General features: G+C 74.4%; 13 protein-coding genes and 1 tRNA gene. 12 read left to right on the forward strand and 2 right to left on the reverse strand.

Translation table 11 applies throughout. The features are described 5' to 3' along the window. The first annotated feature begins 18 nt into the window (after positions 1–18). The 4 genes from tmk to DI272_RS25250 all read left to right on the forward strand — a co-directional run bounded on the left by tmk (position 19) and on the right by DI272_RS25250 (position 6,567). The gene (tmk, locus tag DI272_RS25235; RefSeq protein ID WP_109497553.1) at positions 19–3,366 is read left to right on the forward strand and encodes a dTMP kinase; all 3,348 of its coding nucleotides are present in this window, start codon (positions 19–21) and stop codon (positions 3,364–3,366) included. An 84-nt stretch (positions 3,367–3,450) separates the two neighbouring features. Next, on the forward strand, positions 3,451–4,656 hold the full coding sequence (locus DI272_RS25240; protein ID WP_109497554.1) for a DNA polymerase III subunit delta': 1,206 nt from the start codon (positions 3,451–3,453) through the stop codon (positions 4,654–4,656). Between the two features lie 115 nt (positions 4,657–4,771). Next, positions 4,772–6,385, forward strand: a complete 1,614-nt coding sequence (locus DI272_RS25245; RefSeq protein WP_109497555.1) for an alpha/beta hydrolase — start codon at positions 4,772–4,774, stop codon at positions 6,383–6,385. A gap of 108 nt (positions 6,386–6,493) precedes the next feature. Further along, positions 6,494–6,567, forward strand: a tRNA-Thr gene (locus DI272_RS25250). Positions 6,568–6,908: 341 nt separating this feature from the next. Here DI272_RS25250 and DI272_RS25255 read toward each other — a convergent pair. Continuing rightward, the gene (locus DI272_RS25255; RefSeq protein WP_181387309.1) at positions 6,909–7,511 is read right to left on the reverse strand and encodes a class I SAM-dependent methyltransferase; all 603 of its coding nucleotides are present in this window, start codon (positions 7,509–7,511) and stop codon (positions 6,909–6,911) included. Positions 7,512–7,770: 259 nt separating this feature from the next. On the opposite strand from DI272_RS25255, the gene DI272_RS25260 reads away from it, so the two are divergent. From DI272_RS25260 to DI272_RS25295, 8 genes are read left to right on the forward strand one after another with little or no spacing between them, the layout of a single operon-like run. Continuing rightward, positions 7,771–8,028, forward strand: a complete 258-nt coding sequence (locus DI272_RS25260; protein ID WP_109497557.1) for an acyl carrier protein — start codon at positions 7,771–7,773, stop codon at positions 8,026–8,028. Between the two features lie 28 nt (positions 8,029–8,056). After that, positions 8,057–9,328, forward strand: coding sequence for a beta-ketoacyl synthase (locus tag DI272_RS25265; RefSeq protein WP_109497558.1), 1,272 nt, complete (start codon positions 8,057–8,059; stop codon positions 9,326–9,328). Beyond that, positions 9,328–10,647: a ketosynthase chain-length factor gene (locus DI272_RS25270; protein ID WP_258314904.1), complete on the forward strand. Its 1,320-nt coding sequence runs from the start codon at positions 9,328–9,330 to the stop codon at positions 10,645–10,647. Before DI272_RS25265 ends, DI272_RS25270 begins: the two co-directional genes overlap by 1 nt. A 56-nt stretch (positions 10,648–10,703) precedes the next feature. Then, positions 10,704–10,967, forward strand: coding sequence for an acyl carrier protein (locus tag DI272_RS25275; RefSeq protein ID WP_109501023.1), 264 nt, complete (start codon positions 10,704–10,706; stop codon positions 10,965–10,967). Further along, positions 10,964–11,758 (forward strand): SDR family NAD(P)-dependent oxidoreductase, encoded by a 795-nt coding sequence (locus tag DI272_RS25280; protein WP_109497559.1) that lies wholly within the window; start codon positions 10,964–10,966, stop codon positions 11,756–11,758. The genes DI272_RS25275 and DI272_RS25280 overlap by 4 nt, the downstream gene beginning before the upstream one ends. A gap of 18 nt (positions 11,759–11,776) precedes the next feature. Further along, the gene (locus DI272_RS25285) at positions 11,777–12,751 is read left to right on the forward strand and encodes an aromatase/cyclase (RefSeq protein ID WP_109497560.1); all 975 of its coding nucleotides are present in this window, start codon (positions 11,777–11,779) and stop codon (positions 12,749–12,751) included. Then, the gene (locus DI272_RS25290) at positions 12,748–13,692 is read left to right on the forward strand and encodes an MBL fold metallo-hydrolase (protein ID WP_258314667.1); all 945 of its coding nucleotides are present in this window, start codon (positions 12,748–12,750) and stop codon (positions 13,690–13,692) included. The genes DI272_RS25285 and DI272_RS25290 overlap by 4 nt, the downstream gene beginning before the upstream one ends. Then, positions 13,680–14,390: a 4'-phosphopantetheinyl transferase gene (locus DI272_RS25295; RefSeq protein ID WP_109497561.1), complete on the forward strand. Its 711-nt coding sequence runs from the start codon at positions 13,680–13,682 to the stop codon at positions 14,388–14,390. The genes DI272_RS25290 and DI272_RS25295 overlap by 13 nt, the downstream gene beginning before the upstream one ends. On the opposite strand, the gene DI272_RS25300 is transcribed toward DI272_RS25295, so the two are convergent. Then, on the reverse strand, positions 14,316–15,389 hold the full coding sequence (locus tag DI272_RS25300; RefSeq protein ID WP_109497562.1) for an acyltransferase domain-containing protein: 1,074 nt from the start codon (positions 15,387–15,389) through the stop codon (positions 14,316–14,318). The two genes, DI272_RS25295 and DI272_RS25300, sit on opposite strands and share 75 nt — an antisense overlap. Positions 15,390–15,480 lie beyond the last annotated feature (91 nt).

Here is a 15,480-nt window from a genome sequence, read left to right on the forward strand (position 1 = left end):
GCCCGATAGGCTGAAAGCATGACGCGAGCCGAGCAGCCAACGGCCCACCACCCGGCCCCCGACGACGCCCTTGCAGCGGACTCCCGCGAGCGCGCCGTCCGCGCCCTGCTGCGCCAACCTCAGCTCAGGCGGCTGTGGAGCGCGCAGTTGGTCGGTGGGATCGGCGACGCCCTGGCACTTCTGGTGCTGGTCGTCCTCGCCCTCCAGGCGGCGATCGCCGAGGGCTCCTTCGGAGGCGGTTACCGAGGTGTGGCGTTCGCAGTGGCGACCGTCTTCGGGGTGCGCATCCTGGCCACGCTGCTGTTCGGCGCGGTGCTCCTCGGCCCCCTGACGTCCCTCACCTCGCAGGAGGGGCCGCTCGACCGCCGCTGGACCATGGTCGGCGCGGACGGGGTCCGGGCGGCGCTGCTGATCGTCGCGCCCCTGTGGATCGACTGGACGCCGGAGAACGCGCTGGCGATGCTCCTGGTGACGGCCTTCGTCACCGGCGTCGCCGAGCGCTTCTGGACCGTGTGCCGGGAGAGCGCGGCGCCCGCCCTGCTCCCGGCCCCGCCGCCGGAGGGCGCGACGGTACGACCGCTGCCGGACCACCTCGACGCGCTGCGCCGCCTGTCGCTGCGTACGGGCTTCGTGGCGATCCCCCTGGCCGCTGCCGGGCTCGTCGCCGCCGCCCTCGTCAACAACCTGCTGGGTGCCGGGATCGACTGGTTCGACCAGCACCAGGCGGCGCTCGCGTCGTATGTCGCGGCCGGCCTGTTCGCCGCGTCGCTGTCCGTGCTGACCTTCCTGGAACTGCCCGACCTGCGCACCCCGCGCGCGCGGTCGCCGCTGGAGGGCCTGCGCCGCCCCAAGACGGGCACCGGCGTCGACAAGGGCCGCACCGGCGTGCTGCCGCTGCTGGTCCTCGCCTCCGCCGCCGTCGCGGGCGCGATCTCCGCCGCCGTCGCCGTGTCCGTGCTGCACGCCAAGGACCTGGGCGGCGGACCGGTGACGTACGGCCTGCTGGTGCTCGCGCTGACCGGCGGGGTCGTCGTCGGCATCCGCACGGCGCCCAAGGTGCTGGTCTCGCTCTCACGCCGCCGTCTGCTCGCGCTCGCGATCGCCTTCACCGGCGTCGCCCTGCTCGCCGCGGGCCTGGTCCCGGACGTCACCACCGTCCTCCTCATCGTCGCGCTGGCCGGGATCGGCGCGGGCGTGGCCGCCAACACCGGGCACGCACTGCTGGACCAGGAGACCGAGGACTACCGCCGCCCGCGCACGACCGAGCATCTGCACGCGGTCGTACGGGTCTTCGTGGCACTCGGCGCGCTCATCGCGCCTCTGGTGGCCGCGCTGATCGGACCGCACCGGCTGGAGAGCGGCAAGTTCGTCTTCGCGCACGGCGGGGCGGCTTTCACGCTGATGCTGGTCGGCGCGCTGCTGCTGCCGGTGGCCGCGCTGGTGCTCGCCAAGGTCGACGACCGCTCCGGCGTGCCGCTGCGGCAGGACCTGCGGGACGCGCTGCTCGGCGGCGACGACCCGGTGACGGCACCCGCCGCGAACGGCTTCTTCATCGCCCTGGAGGGCGGCGACGGCGCCGGTAAGTCCACCCAGGCCGAGGCGCTCGCCGAGTGGATAAGGGCCAAGGGCCACGAGGTCGTCGTCACGCGCGAGCCGGGCGCCACGCCGGTCGGCAAGCGGCTGCGGTCGATCCTGCTGGACGTGTCGAGCGCCGGTCTGTCCCACCGCGCGGAGGCGCTGCTGTACGCGGCGGACCGCGCGGAGCACGTGGACACCGTCGTCCGTCCCGCGCTGGAGCGGGGCGCGGTCGTCATCTCCGACCGGTACATCGACTCGTCGGTGGCGTACCAGGGCGCGGGCCGTGACCTGTCCCCGACCGAGATCGCCCGCATCAACCGGTGGGCGACGGACGGGCTGGTGCCGCACCTGACCGTCCTGCTCGACGTCTCCCCGGAGATCGCCCGGGAGCGGTTCACCGAGGCGCCGGACCGGCTGGAGTCGGAGCCCGCGGAGTTCCACGCGCGCGTGCGCTCCGGATTCCTGACCCTGGCCGCCGCCGACCCCGGCCGGTACCTGGTGGTGGACGCGGGCCAGGAGCCCGAGGCCGTCACCACCGTCGTACGGCACCGCCTCGACCAGCTGCTGCCGCTCTCCGAGCAGGAGATCCGGGAGCAGGAGGAGGCCCGGCGCAAGGCCGAGGAGGAAGCGCGCCGCAAGGCCGAGGAAGAGGCCGCGCGCAAGGCCGAGGAGGAGCGCCTGGAGCGCGAGCGCCAGGAGCAGCTGGAGCGGCTGCGCGCCGAGGAGGAGGAGCGCAAGCGGCGCGAGCTGGAGGAGGCGCAGCGGCGCGAGGCCGAGCGGCAGGCGGAGGAGGCCCGGCAGCGGGCCGAGGAAGCGCGCAAGCGGGCCGAGGAGGAGCGGGCCCGCCTCCTCGCCGAGGAGAAGGCGCGGGCCGAGGAGGAAGCGCGCCGCAAGGCCGAGGAGGACCGGCGGCGCAAGCAGGCCGAGGAAGAGGCGCGGCTGCGGGCCGAGGCCGAGGCGCGGCGCGTGGAGAAGCAGCGCAAGGCCGAGGAGGCGCTGCTGCGGGCCGAGGAGGCGCGGCGGCTCGCCGAGCAGGCGTCCGCGGCGGCCGAGGCGGGCCCGAAGAAGCCGACGCCGTCCGCGGTGGGGCCGGACGCGGCGACCGTGCCGACGCCGGTGGTGACGCCGACGAACGCGTCGGGCGGGCCGGTGGAGGAGACGGCGGTGCTGCGGAAGGTCTCCGACACGGCCTCCGGCGAGGCCTCCGCCAAGATTTCCGACAAGGTCTCCGACGAGGCGGGTGCCGGTGCGGGGCGTGCCGCTGAGGAGCCGTCGGCCGAGGGGCGTGGCTCCGAGGGGCGTGGCTCCGAGGGGCGGGTTCCTGACAATGAGGTGACCGCCGAGCTGCCCAAGCCTCCGCCGGCTTCGGCCGCTGACGAGACCGCGGTGCTGCCTCCCGTCGTGCCGGGCGCGGCGGACGAGACGGCCGTGCTGCCGCCGGTGGTGCCGGGGGCCGCTGACGAGACCGCGGTGCTGCCTCCCGTGGTGCCGGGTGCGGCCGACGAGACGGCTGTGCTGCCGCCCGTGCCGGGCGAGGCTCCGGTGGACCGGGTGCCGCCGGGGTTCTTCCGGGAGGAGCGGGCGCGGCCCGACGGGGCCGAGGACCGTACGCGGGAGATGCCTCAGGTCGACGAGACCGGGGCGCCCCGGCGGCGGCCGCGGTCGGACTGGGCCGAGGAGACCCCGCTGGACGATCTGCCGTCGCTCGCCGACGAGTTGCTGGGCCCGCGGGACGGCGAGGAGTTCGGTGACGGTCGCGGACGGCGTGGGCGGGGACGCCGGGGCTGAGGCCGGCGGTGGGGCGGCGTTGTCAGTGCCGCACCGCACAATGGATGCCGCGACCCCAACCGTGACGAAAGGGCGGCGACACGCATGACCGTCTGGGACGACCTCGTCGGGCAGGACAAGGTGAGTGAGCAGCTGAGTGCTGCCGCTCGGGATGCCGACGCGTTCGTCACCGCCGCCGCTTCGGACGCGCCGCCGCCCGTGGCGTCGAAGATGACGCACGCGTGGCTGTTCACCGGGCCGCCGGGCGCCGGGCGAACGCAGGCCGCGCGGGCCTTCGCCGCCGCGCTGCAGTGCGTGAGCCCGGACCGGGCCCTCGGCGGGGTCCCCGGGTGCGGGTTCTGCGACGGCTGCCACACCGCCCTCGTCGGGACGCATGCCGACGTCACCACCGTGGCCGCCGTCGGTACGCAGATCCTCGCCGACGACATGCGGGACACCGTCCGGAAGTCCTTCACGTCGCCGGCGAACGGCCGCTGGCAGGTGATCCTCGTGGAGGATGCCGAGCGGTTGAACGAGAAGTCGGCGAACGCCGTGCTGAAGGCGGTCGAGGAGCCCGCCCCCCGCACGGTCTGGCTTCTCTGCGCCCCCTCCATCGAGGACGTCCTGCCCACCATCCGCTCCCGCTGCCGGCACCTCAACCTGCGGACCCCCTCCGTGGACGCCGTCGCCGACCTGCTCGTACGCCGGGAAGGCATCGAGCCGGACGTGGCGGCGGCCGTCGCCCGGGCCACGCAGGGGCATGTCGCCCGGGCCCGCCGACTGGCCACCGACCCGGCCGCGCGGGAGCGCAGGGCCGCGGTCCTCAAGCTCCCCCTGCGCGTCGACGACGTCGGCGGCTGCCTCAAGGCGGCACAGGAACTCGTCGACGCCGCCGCCGAGGACGCCAAGCTGCTCGCCGAGGAGATGGACGGCAAGGAGACCGAGGAGCTGAAGGCGGCGCTGGGCGCGGCCCAGGGCGGGCGGCTGCCGCGCGGCACGGCGGGCGTGATGAAGGACCTGGAGGACAAGCAGAAGCGCCGCAGAACCCGGACCCAGCGCGACAGCCTCGACGTCGCGCTGACCGACCTCACCGGCTTCTACCGCGACGTCCTCGCCCTTCAGCTCGGCTCCCGCGTGGCCATCGCCAACGCGGACGCGGAGGACGCCCTGGAGCGGCTCGCGCGCGGCAGTTCCCCGGAGTCCACGCTCCGCCGCATCGAGGCGATCGCCGCCTGCCGCGATGCCCTCGACCGCAATGTGGCGCCGCTGCTCGCGGTGGAGGCGATGACGATGGCGCTGAGAGCCGGCTGACCGCCCGCGGAAGCGACCCGTACCGACGATCAACAGGGGGTTGACCAGGTAACTCGTACGAGCAGGATCGAGCACGGAGAGCATTCGTGCGGCTGCGCAGAGTTACGCTCGCCTGATGCACATCAGGCGCAGTCCCCGCTCCGCAGACCCGCTCGACCCGCCCCCCACCCCGCCCCGCCACCGGCGCACCCGCACCGGCGGTGCCGTGCTCGCCCTCGCCGCGCTGCTCGTCTCCGCGTGCTCCTCGGGGAGCGCGACGGGCTCCCCGAACTCGGCGGCGGAGGCGGCGCTGGCCGCGCTGCCGAAGGCCACGCCGGCCGCCCTCGCCTCGTACTACGGGCAGAAGCTGAGCTGGCGCAGCTGCGGTGTCCCCGGCTTCCAGTGCGCCACGATGAGGGCGCCGCTGGACTACGACAAGCCGGACGCCGGTGACGTGCGCCTCGCCGTGGCCCGCAAGAAGGCGACCGGCTCCGGCAAGCCGCTCGGCTCGCTGCTGGTGAACCCGGGCGGGCCGGGCGGCTCCGCGGTCGGCTATCTCCAGGCGTACGCCGGGATCGGCTACCCCGCCGAGGTCCGCGCCCGGTACGACATGGTCGCGGTCGACCCGCGCGGCGTCGCCCGCAGCGAGCCCGTCGAGTGCCTGGGCGGGCGGGACATGGACACGTACACGCAGACCGACACGACACCCGACGACACGGAGGAGACCGACGAACTCGTCGCCGCGTACCAGAAGTTCGCGGAGGGCTGCGGGGCCCGGTCACCCGAGCTGCTGCGCCATGTGTCCACCGCCGAGGCGGCCCGGGACATGGACATCCTGCGGGCCGCGCTGGGCGACGGGAAGCTGACGTACGTCGGGGCGTCGTACGGGACGTTCCTCGGGGCGACGTACGCGGGCCTGTTCCCGGACCGGGTCGGCCGACTGGTGCTGGACGGCGCGATGGACCCCTCGCTCCCCGCCCGCCGCATGAACCTGGACCAGACGGCGGGCTTCGAGACGGCGTTCCAGTCGTTCGCGCGGGACTGTGTGCAGCAGCCGGACTGCCCGCTGGGCAAGAAGGCGGACCAGGTGGGGACCAGGCTGAAGGCCTTCTTCGGCAAGCTGGACGCGCACCCGATCCCCACCGGCGACGCGGACGGCCGCAAGCTCGGTGAGGCCCTCGCCACGACCGGCGTGATCGCGGCGATGTACGACGAGGGCGCCTGGGCGCAGCTGCGCGAGGCGCTGACGTCGGCGATGAAGGACAACGACGGCGCGGGGCTCCTGGTCCTCTCGGACAGCTACTACGAACGGGACGCCGGCGCCCGCTACTCGAACCTGATGTTCGCCAACGCCGCCGTGAACTGCCTCGACCTGCCCGCCGCGTTCTCCACGCCGGACGAGGTGCGCGCGGCGCTCCCCGAGTTCGAGAAGGCGTCCCCGGTCTTCGGCGAGGGTCTGGCCTGGGCCTCCCTGAGCTGCGCGTACTGGCCGGTGAAGGCCACGGGCGAGCCGCACCGCATCACCGCGCGCGGCGCCGCCCCGATCGTCGTCGTCGGCACCACCCGCGACCCGGCGACGCCGTACCGCTGGGCGCGGGCGCTGGCGTCCCAGCTCACCTCGTCCCGCCTGCTGACCTACGAGGGCGACGGCCACACCGCCTACGGCCGCGGCAGCACCTGCATCGACTCCGCGATCGACGCCTATCTCCTGCACGGGACGCCTCCGGAGCGGGGCAAGCGCTGCTCGTAACCCCTCCTCCCGGCCCCGGAGCGGCTGCCTCCGGGGCCGGTGCGGAGCACCCCCGGAAACTGTGTAGACTTACCGACGTTGCTGATCGCACCATAGTGCGGTCGGCGCGCCGCCTTAGCTCAGATGGCCAGAGCAACGCACTCGTAATGCGTAGGTCTCGGGTTCGAATCCCGAAGGCGGCTCTGTGAGAAACCCCAGGTCAGTCCTCTGATCTGGGGTTTCTCGTTTGCGGTTGGCCTTGGGATTCGGGCCGATCGGGCAGGTCCGGTCTGCGCGTCGCCCTGTGCAGGTCTCAGCGCGTTCGAGCTGCGTCCCCGTGCTTGTGTCTTTCGCTGCCCCGTACATACGAAGGGCCCCGTCTCTCGACGGGGCACCGCGGGGTTCCTGGAGACAGTCGGTGGGTGAGGCCGGGCCCGGCCTCACCCACCGACGACTGCCTCACCATGGCTGAGGCAGTGTGCCGCCTGCGGATCACACGTGCGGCACACGATCCAGGGGCCCGCCCGACCGGCGGGGCCGGGTCTCAGCCGGCGGCCCGGCGGGCGAGGATTCCGACCGCGGCACGGCCCATGGTGCGGCCCTGCACGTCGAGCGTGACGTCCTCGAAGCCGGCCTTCACCAGCTCGTCGTGCAGCTGTTCCGGCGTGGTGTTCATGGTGTGCCGGTGGTGCACGATCACCAGGCGGCCACCGGGGCGCAGTACGCGTTGCAGCTCCGTGTAGGCCGCGGGGCGGTCCCACAGGGTCACGTTGTTGACGGAGAGCGCGGCCGACACGGAAGCGTCGGGCAGTCCCGTGTCCTCGGCGGTGCCCTCCCGGAGCGAGGCGTGGCCGACGGCGAGGTGCAGGGCGCAGTGCTGCCGGGCCATGGCACGCATCGTGGCCGACGGGTCCACCCCGATCGCCCGGCCGCCCGGCGCGACCGCCTCGGCGGCCAGCGCGAGACCGATGCCGGGACCCGGGCCCACCTCAAGGACCTGGTCCCCGGGCTTGAGGCCGGCCTGTTCGACCGCCCACGCCTCCTGTTCGGCGTTTCCGCGCTGCATGATCGCGCCTCCGATGAGGCCCGGAATTCCGCTGGGGCGTCCGAAGATCGGCCCGAGGACCGCCAGTAGGAGCGAGTTCATTCGGTCGGCTTCCCCATCTCTGTGAGTGACGTCCCCGGTGTGCGCCTGGTGCGTGCCCGGTGCCCGGGTCGGTCCTGCATCGGCAAAGGCCCTGCTGCAAGGGCCGGAACCAGAGCGTCGGAGGCGGGACTCGAGGATCACTGGAGAACTCTGTGTGACCAGGGCGCCGTGGCCGCGTCCGGCGTGCCGTCCAGTGAGGCTCGACCGTTCGTCTAGCACCCCCGCCGACCTTGGCGGCCCGTCGAGCGGAAGGGGAGTCATGAGCGGGTTCACCCTCACCGAGTTCCGGAAGGTCGTGGAGGCGTGTCTCGAGGGGGCGGATGCCGCCGCCCTCGACGAGTCCACCGTGGACACCGACTTCGGCGACCTGGGATACGACTCCCTGGTCGTCTACGAGATCGCCATGCGGGTGCAGGACGAGTACCGGGTCACCATCCCGGACGAGGCCTTCGACGACCTGCGCACGCCGGCCGCGTTCATCGCCTACGTGGACGCCGGGCTGCCGGCGGACCGATGACGGCCCTGCCCTACGAGGAGCTGTTCCAGTGAGCCGAACCGTCGCCATCACCGGCATCGGCGTGATGGCCCCCAGCGGAGTGGGCCGCAAGGCGTTCTGGGATCTGCTGATCTCCGGACGCACCGCGACCCGCACCATCACCAGTTTCGACCCCGCCCGATTCCGCTCCCGGATGGCGGCGGAGGTCGACTTCACCGCCGAGCAGAGCACCCTCACCCCCCGCGAGCTGCGGCGTCTTGACCGGGCCGCGCAGCTCGCGGTGCTGAGCACCCGGGAGTGCCTGGAGGACAGCGGGCTCGAACTCGACACCCTCGACCCCGGGCGGATCGGCGTCAGCGTCGGCACCGCGGTCGGCGGGACGACCAGCCTGGAGCGCGAGTACCTGGTGCTCAGCGACAGCGGCCGGCTGTGGGAGGTGGACGAGAGCTATCTGTCGCCCCATCTGTACGACGCCTTCGTGCCCAGTTCCTTCGCCGCCGAGATCGCCACGATGACCGGGGCGGAGGGGCCCGCGGCCGTCTTCTCGACGGGCTGCACCTCCGGCATCGACGCCGTGGGTCATGCGCGCGACCTCATCGTCGAGGGCACCGTCGACGTGATGATCGCAGGGGGCACGGACGCGCCGATCTCCCCGATCGCGGTGGCCTGCTTCGACGCGATCAAGGCCACGTCACCCCGGAACGACGACCCGGAGCACGCCTCACGCCCCTTCGACCGCACCCGTGACGGCTTCGTCATCGCCGAGGGCGCCGCCATGCTCGTACTGGAGGAGCTGGAGCACGCGCGGGCCAGGGGCGCCCATGTGTACGCCGTCATCGACGGGCACGCCTCGCGGTGCAACGCCTTCCACATGACCGGGCTGAAGCCCGACGGGCGGGAGATGGCCGACGCGATCACCAGCGCGCTGAACGAGGCGCGGCTCGCGCCGGAGGCCGTCGACTACGTCAACGCGCACGGGTCCGGCACCAAGCAGAACGACCGGCACGAGACGGCGGCCTTCAAGCTGGCGCTCGGCGAGCACGCCTACCGGACGCCGGTGAGCTCCATCAAGTCGATGGTGGGGCACTCGCTCGGCGCCATCGGTTCCATCGAGATCGCCGCCTGCGCCCTGGCGATCGAGTTCGGGGCCGTGCCGCCCACGGCGAACCTGCACGAGGCCGACCCCGAGTGCGACCTGGACTACGTACCCCTCGAAGCCCGCCCGCGCGACCTCGGCACCGTTCTGACGGTCGGGAGCGGCTTCGGCGGGTTCCAGAGCGCCCTGGTGCTGTCGCGCGAGCCGCGGGGGGTGCGGGCGTGATCGGCACAGAGACCTCCGTGCCCGCCGCGGGCCGGTCCTCCGCCGGCACCGCCCCGCCGGTCGTCACCGGTATCGGTGTCGTCGCGCCGAACGGGCTCGGCGTCCAGGAGTGGTGGGACGCGACCCTGCGCGGCGCGTCCGGCGTCCGGCTGGTCCCGGGGTTCGACGCCGCCCGCTATCCCTCGCCGCTGGCCGGCGTGGTCACCGGCTTCGACGCGGCGGCGATGCTGCCGGGGCGGCTGCTGCCGCAGACGGACCGGGTCACCCGGCTCGCGCTCGTCGCCGCGCAGTGGGCGATCGAGGACTCGGGGGCCGATCCGGCGGCGCTGCCCGAGTACACGACCGGGGTGGCGACCTCGAACGCGACCGGCGGCTTCGAGTTCACCCATCGCGAGGTCCGCAAGCTGTGGACCGAGGGGCCCGGCCGGGTCAGCGTCTACGAGTCGTTCGCCTGGTTCTACGCCGTGAACACCGGCCAGATATCCATCCGGCACGGTCTGCGCGGCCCCGGCAGCGTGATCGTCGCCGACCAGGCGGGCGGCCTCGACACCTTCGGCCAGGCCCGGCGGATGCTGGGCAAGGGCGCCGCCCTGGTGGTGTCCGGCGGGGTCGAATCCGCCCTCGACCCCTGGGGCCTGCTCTCCCATCACTCCGGCGGACGGCTCTCGGGGGTGCGTGACCCGGCCCGGGCGTATCTGCCGTTCGACGAGGCCGCCGCCGGGCATGTGCCCGGGGAGGGCGGGGCCCTGCTCGTGGTGGAGAGTGCCAGCGCCGCCGCCGAGCGCGGCGCCCGGCAGGTGTACGGACAGCTGGCCGGGCACGCCTCGACCTTCGATCCGCCGCCGGGCTCCGGCCGGCCACCGGGCCTGGCCCGCGCCGCGCGGCTCGCGCTCGCCCAGGCGGGGGTGGAACCGGCGGACGTCGACGTGGTCTTCGCCGACGCGGCGGCGCAGCCGGCGCTCGACGACATCGAGGCCGCCGCCCTGGCGGAGCTGTTCGGCCCCTACGGCGTCCCCGTCACCGCGCCCAAGACCCTCACCGGACGGCTGACCGCGGGGGGTCCGCCGCTGGACGTCGTCGCCGCGCTGCTCACCCTGCGGCACGGGCTGATCCCCCCGACCGCTCATGTGGAGCGACCCGTTCCACGGCATCGGCTCGACCTCGTACGCGGCGAGCCCCGCGCCGCCCGGGTGCGCACGGCACTCGTCCTGGCCCGTGGCCACGGGGGCTTCAACTCGGCTCTGGTCGTCACCGCCCCGCCCGGCAGTCCGGCGGACGCGGACCACGGCCCACGAACAGAACAGGAAGGCATCGCGTGAACGACATCGTCCTGCCGGAGCACTCCGGCCCCGAACTGCACCGCGACGGCCCCGAACTGCGGCTCGCCGATCTGCGCAGCGTCCTCGCCGAATGCGCCGGCGACCTGGACGACGTGGAACTCGGCGAAGCGGCGCTCGACCGGCTCTTCACCGACCTGGGCTACGACTCGCTCGCGATCCTGGAGACCGCCGCGGCGGTCGGGCAGCGCTACGGCGTCCAGCTGCGTGACGAGGACGTGGCCGACGCCGTGACCCCGCGGGCGTTCCTGCTGCTGGTCAACCGCAGCCTGGCGACCGCGGCCCAGGGGACGCCGTCATGACCGGGACGCGGGCCGCCGGGCCCGGCCCCGCTCTGGTGACCGGCGCGACCCGGGGCATCGGCCGCTCGGTGGCGCTGACACTCGCCCGCCGAGGGCACCCGGTGTTCCTGTGCGCGCGCGACGCGGACGCCGTCGCCGCCGAGGTCAAGCACCTCACCGATCTCGGCCACACGGCCGCGGGCGCCGCCTGCGACGTCACCGACGCGGCGCAGGTGCGCGCCTGGGTCGGGGCCGCCGTGGACCGCTTCGGGCCGGTGCGGGTCCTGGTCAACAACGCGGGCCGCAGCGGCGGCGGGCCGACGGCGCAGTTGTCCGAGGACCTCTGGGACGACGTGATCGCCACCAATCTGAAGAGTGTCTTCCTGGTCACCCGCGAGGTGCTGACCACGGGCGGCATGACCGGCCTGGACAGCGGACGCGTCATCAGCATCGCCTCGACCGGCGGCAAGCAGGGCGTCGTCCTCGGTGCCCCGTACTCCGCCTCGAAGCACGGCGTGGTCGGGTTCACCAAGGCCCTCGGCCTCGAACTGGCCAAGACCGGCATCACCGTGAACGCCGTCTGCCCCGGCTATGTGGAGACGGAGATGGCGGCGGAGGTGCGCAAGGGCTACGCCGATCTGTGGGCGACCGACGAGCAGACGGTCCTGGAGCGGTTCCAGGCGAAGATCCCGATCGGCCGGTACACGGAGCCCGAGGAGGTGGCCGCATTCGTCGGCTTCCTCGTCGGCGACGAGGCGGCCGCCATCACCGCGCAGGCGCTCAACGTCTGCGGCGGGCTCGGAAACTACTGACACGGGGAGGGGTCGGCCGTGCCGATCGATTCGACCACCACGACGACCGCCGCTGAGCACACGGCCCGGTACGCCGGGCCGGCCCACCGCGGCTACGGGCTGATCGCCGACGTGACCCGCTGGCCGGTCCTCTTTCCGCCGTGCCTCGCGGCCGAGGTGCTGGAGAGCGACCGGGACTCGGAGCGGATCCGGCTGTGGGCCGTAGCCGGTTCCGAGATCCGCACCTGGACGTCCCTGCGGATGCTGGACGAGGAGCGGCTGCGCATCGACTTCCGGCAGGAGGTGCCGGGACCGCCGCTGGAGTGGATGAGCGGGCACTGGCGGTTCGAGGAGCGTGACGGGGACACGGAGCTGGTCCTCGGGCACGAGTGGATCCTGGAGGCCGGGGCGGAGAGCGCGCGGACGACGGTCGCCGAGGCGCTGGGCCGCAACAGCGAGGCCGAGGTCGCGGCCGTGGCCCGCTGGGCGGGGCGGGACGAGGATGTGGAGGAGCTCCTGTTCACCGTCCGCGACGAGTACGTCGTACCCGGACCGCCGGCCGCGGTGTACGACTTCCTGTACCGGGCCGACCTGTGGCCGGAGCGCGTCCCGCATGTCGCCGGGCTCGACCTCCAGGAGGACGAGACGGCCCTGGTCGGCGGTGCCCGGGTGCAGACGCTCGACATGCGCACCCACGGCGCCGACGGCTCCGTGCACGGCACCCAGTCGGTGCGCCTGTGCTTCCCCGGCGAGCGGCTCGTCTACAAGCAGACGACCGTGCCGCGCGGGCTGCTGGGGCACAGCGGTGCCTGGCTGCTGACGGGGACGGACGACGGCACCCGTGTGGTCAGCCTCCACCAGGCCGCCCTCGACCCGGACGCGCTCGACGCGGTCTTCGGCGCCGGCACTTCGCTCGCCGGGGCCCGGGACCGGGCGGCCGCGCTGCTGGCCGGCAACAGCCGCCGCACTCTGGAGAGTTGCGGGGCGCACCTCAAGGCGGGGGCCCGGCGGTGAGCGCGTCCGGCACGGCGGCCGGGGCGGCGTACGCGCCCGTCGTCCTGGAGGAGATCGCCGACGGGGTTCACGCGTATGTGCAGGAGACCGGCGGCTGGTGCGTCAACAACGCAGGCGTGCTGCTCGACGAGGGCCGGGCGCCGGTCGTCGTGGACACCGTCGCCACCGAGGCACGGGCCCGCCGGTTCGGCGAAGCGGTCCGCCGGCTCGGCGGGGCGGCGCCCCGGGTGCTGGTCAACACGCACTTCCACGGGGACCACACGTTCGGCAACGCGCTGGTCGGCGGCCCCGACACGGTGATCGTGGCGCACGAGCGGGCCCGCCAGGAGATGGCGGCGGCCGGCCTCGGGCTCACCGGGCTGTGGCCGGGGGTGGACTGGGGCACCATCGACCTCAGGCTGCCGGACATGACGTACGACCGCCGTATGGAACTGCACCTGGGCGGGCGTACGGTCCAGCTGCTGCACCCCGGACCGGCGCACACCTCCGGGGACACCCTTGTCTGGCTCCCCGCCGACCGGGTGCTCTTCGCGGGGGACGTCGTCCTGCCGGGCTGTACACCGTTCCTCCTCATGGGTTCGCTGCGCGGCTCCCTGCGGGCCCTTGCCGAGCTGCGCGCACTGGCGCCGCGCGTCGTGGTCGGCGGCCACGGGCCCCTCGCCGGGCCCGAGGCGATCGACGAGACGGAGCGGTATCTGCGCTGGCTGCAGCGGACGGCCGAGCAGGCGCGGGCGGCGGGCCTCGCACCGCTGGAGGCGGCACGCCAGCTCGGCACCCACCCCTTCCAGGACTGGACGGACCCCGAACGCCTGGTGGGCAACCTGCACCGCGCCTACGCGGAGGCGGACGGCGGTCCGGACGGCGAACCCCTGGACGTGGTGCGGATCTTCGGCGAGATGGTCGAGTTCAACGGCGGCCGGTTGCCCGTGTGCCACGCGTGACGGCCGGGCCGCGGCTGCTGGGAAGGCTGCTTCCCGGCTGGGCCCGTGCGGTGGAGACGTCCGCCGACGCGCCGGTCACGGCGTTGCACGACGAGGAGCGTGCGCTGCTCGCCCCGGCGGCGGTGGAGCGGCGGCGACGTGAGTTCGCCACCGGGCGGGTGTGCGCCCGGCAGGCCCTCGCCGCCCTCGGGGTGCCGCTGTCCGGTCCGCTGCTGCGCGGGCCGGACGGCGCGCCCAGCTGGCCCGACGGCGTGCGGGGCAGCATCACGCACTGCCCCGGCTATCGCGCCGCGGCGGTCGCCTTCGCCGCCGACGCCCGGGCGTTGGGGATCGACGCGGAGCCGCCCGCACCGCTGTCGCCGGCCGCGACGGCGGCGCTGACCACGGCCGCGGAACGAGCGGCGCTCCCGCCGCCGCACGCCCGAGTTCCCTGGGAGACGGTGCTGTTCAGCGCGAAGGAAGCGGCGTACAAGGCGTGGATGCCGACGCTCGGGCCGGGGCGCTCCCTCGCTCTGCGGGACGCGCGGGTGCGCCTCGTCCCCGTCACCGCGCACAGCGGCCGCATCGAGGTCCGGCACGCCCGCCGGGAGGTGCCGCGACTGTGCGGTGCCTATCGGCTGACGTCAGACCTGATCGTGACGGCCGCCTACCTGCCGACGCACACCGACGCCGACGCTGTCGCCGCTGCGGGCGGGTGAGCGCGGCGGTGCGCAGGCCGTGACGGCCGCCATCGCCTGGTCGAAGGTCTCCGAGTCCGCCGGACCGCCGGTGCGGTGGGCCGGAGCGAGCAGGGGCAGGACCCGGGAGGCGCCGGCGCGCACGGCGGGGTGACGGCGGGCGGCGGCGCCCAGCGAGCGGTCGGGGGAGGCGTCGAGCAGCAGCAGCCCCGGATCGGTGCCCGAGGCGTCGAGCAGCGACTTGAGCGCGGGCCAGTACCGCACGGGCAGCGCGATCTGGTCGCCCCAGAACGCGGGGTCGACGGCCTCGCTGTCGCGCAGGGGCCGTGCCGTACGGCAGGACACCAGCGGGGCGCGGGCGGGCGCCGGGCGCAGGGCCGCCACCTCCCGGGTGAAGCGCCGTGCCGTGGCGGACACCGACGGGCTGTGGAAGGCGTGTCCGGAGCGCAGCGGCAGCACCGTGCGGCCCGCCGCCGTCAGTGTCGCGCGGGCCCGCTCCAGCGCGTCGGACGGACCGGCGAGCACCGTCTGGCGGGGGCCGTTCACCGCGGCGACCGTCACCGGCCCGAGCCCGGCGGGCAGTTCGTCCTCGGCCGCCGCCACCGCGAGCATCCCGCCCCGGCCGTCGTCCCCGACGACCCGCGCCCGGGCCGCCGCGAGCCGGCCCAGATCGGCGGCGCGGAACACCCCGGCCAGCGCGGCGGCGGCCAGCTCACCGGCGCTGTGCCCGAGCAGCAGCCCGGGCGGGCCCACGGTGGCGGCGACCGCCCGTCCGAGCGCGTACCCGACTCCGAGCAGGAGCGGCTGGGCGATCCGGGCGTCGTCGAGATCCGGATGGGGCGCGGGCCGCAGCCAGTGCCGGGCCAGTTGCTCGCCCTGCGCGCCGGGCGCGTCGAGCGCGGCGAAGAAGCCGTCCATGGCGGCGGTGAACTGCGGGTGCGCCCCGTACAGCCCCGCGGCCATGCGCTCGCGCTGACTGCCCTGTCCGGGGAGCAGCAGCACGGTCGTCGGGTGACTCACACGCGGGCTCCTTCCTGTTCTGTGGACCGGCCCTCGCGACCGGAGCCGCCGACCCTGCCCGCGGCTTCTCGATCCGGAGTGGACGCGGGCT

Source organism: Streptomyces sp. Act143, assembly GCF_003143935.1.
Classification (GTDB): domain Bacteria; phylum Actinomycetota; class Actinomycetes; order Streptomycetales; family Streptomycetaceae; genus Streptomyces.

Excerpts from the sequence above, each read along its gene's own strand:
- tmk (WP_109497553.1), top strand. The coding sequence starts at position 19 with ATGACGCGAGCCGAGCAGCCAACGGCCCACCACCCGGCCCCCGACGAC.
- DI272_RS25240 (WP_109497554.1), top strand. The coding sequence starts at position 3,451 with ATGACCGTCTGGGACGACCTCGTCGGGCAGGACAAGGTGAGTGAGCAG.
- DI272_RS25280 (WP_109497559.1), top strand. The coding sequence starts at position 10,964 with ATGACCGGGACGCGGGCCGCCGGGCCCGGCCCCGCTCTGGTGACCGGC.
- DI272_RS25260 (WP_109497557.1), top strand. The coding sequence starts at position 7,771 with ATGAGCGGGTTCACCCTCACCGAGTTCCGGAAGGTCGTGGAGGCGTGT.
- DI272_RS25245 (WP_109497555.1), top strand. The coding sequence starts at position 4,772 with ATGCACATCAGGCGCAGTCCCCGCTCCGCAGACCCGCTCGACCCGCCC.
- DI272_RS25255 (WP_181387309.1), bottom strand. The coding sequence starts at position 7,511 with ATGAACTCGCTCCTACTGGCGGTCCTCGGGCCGATCTTCGGACGCCCC.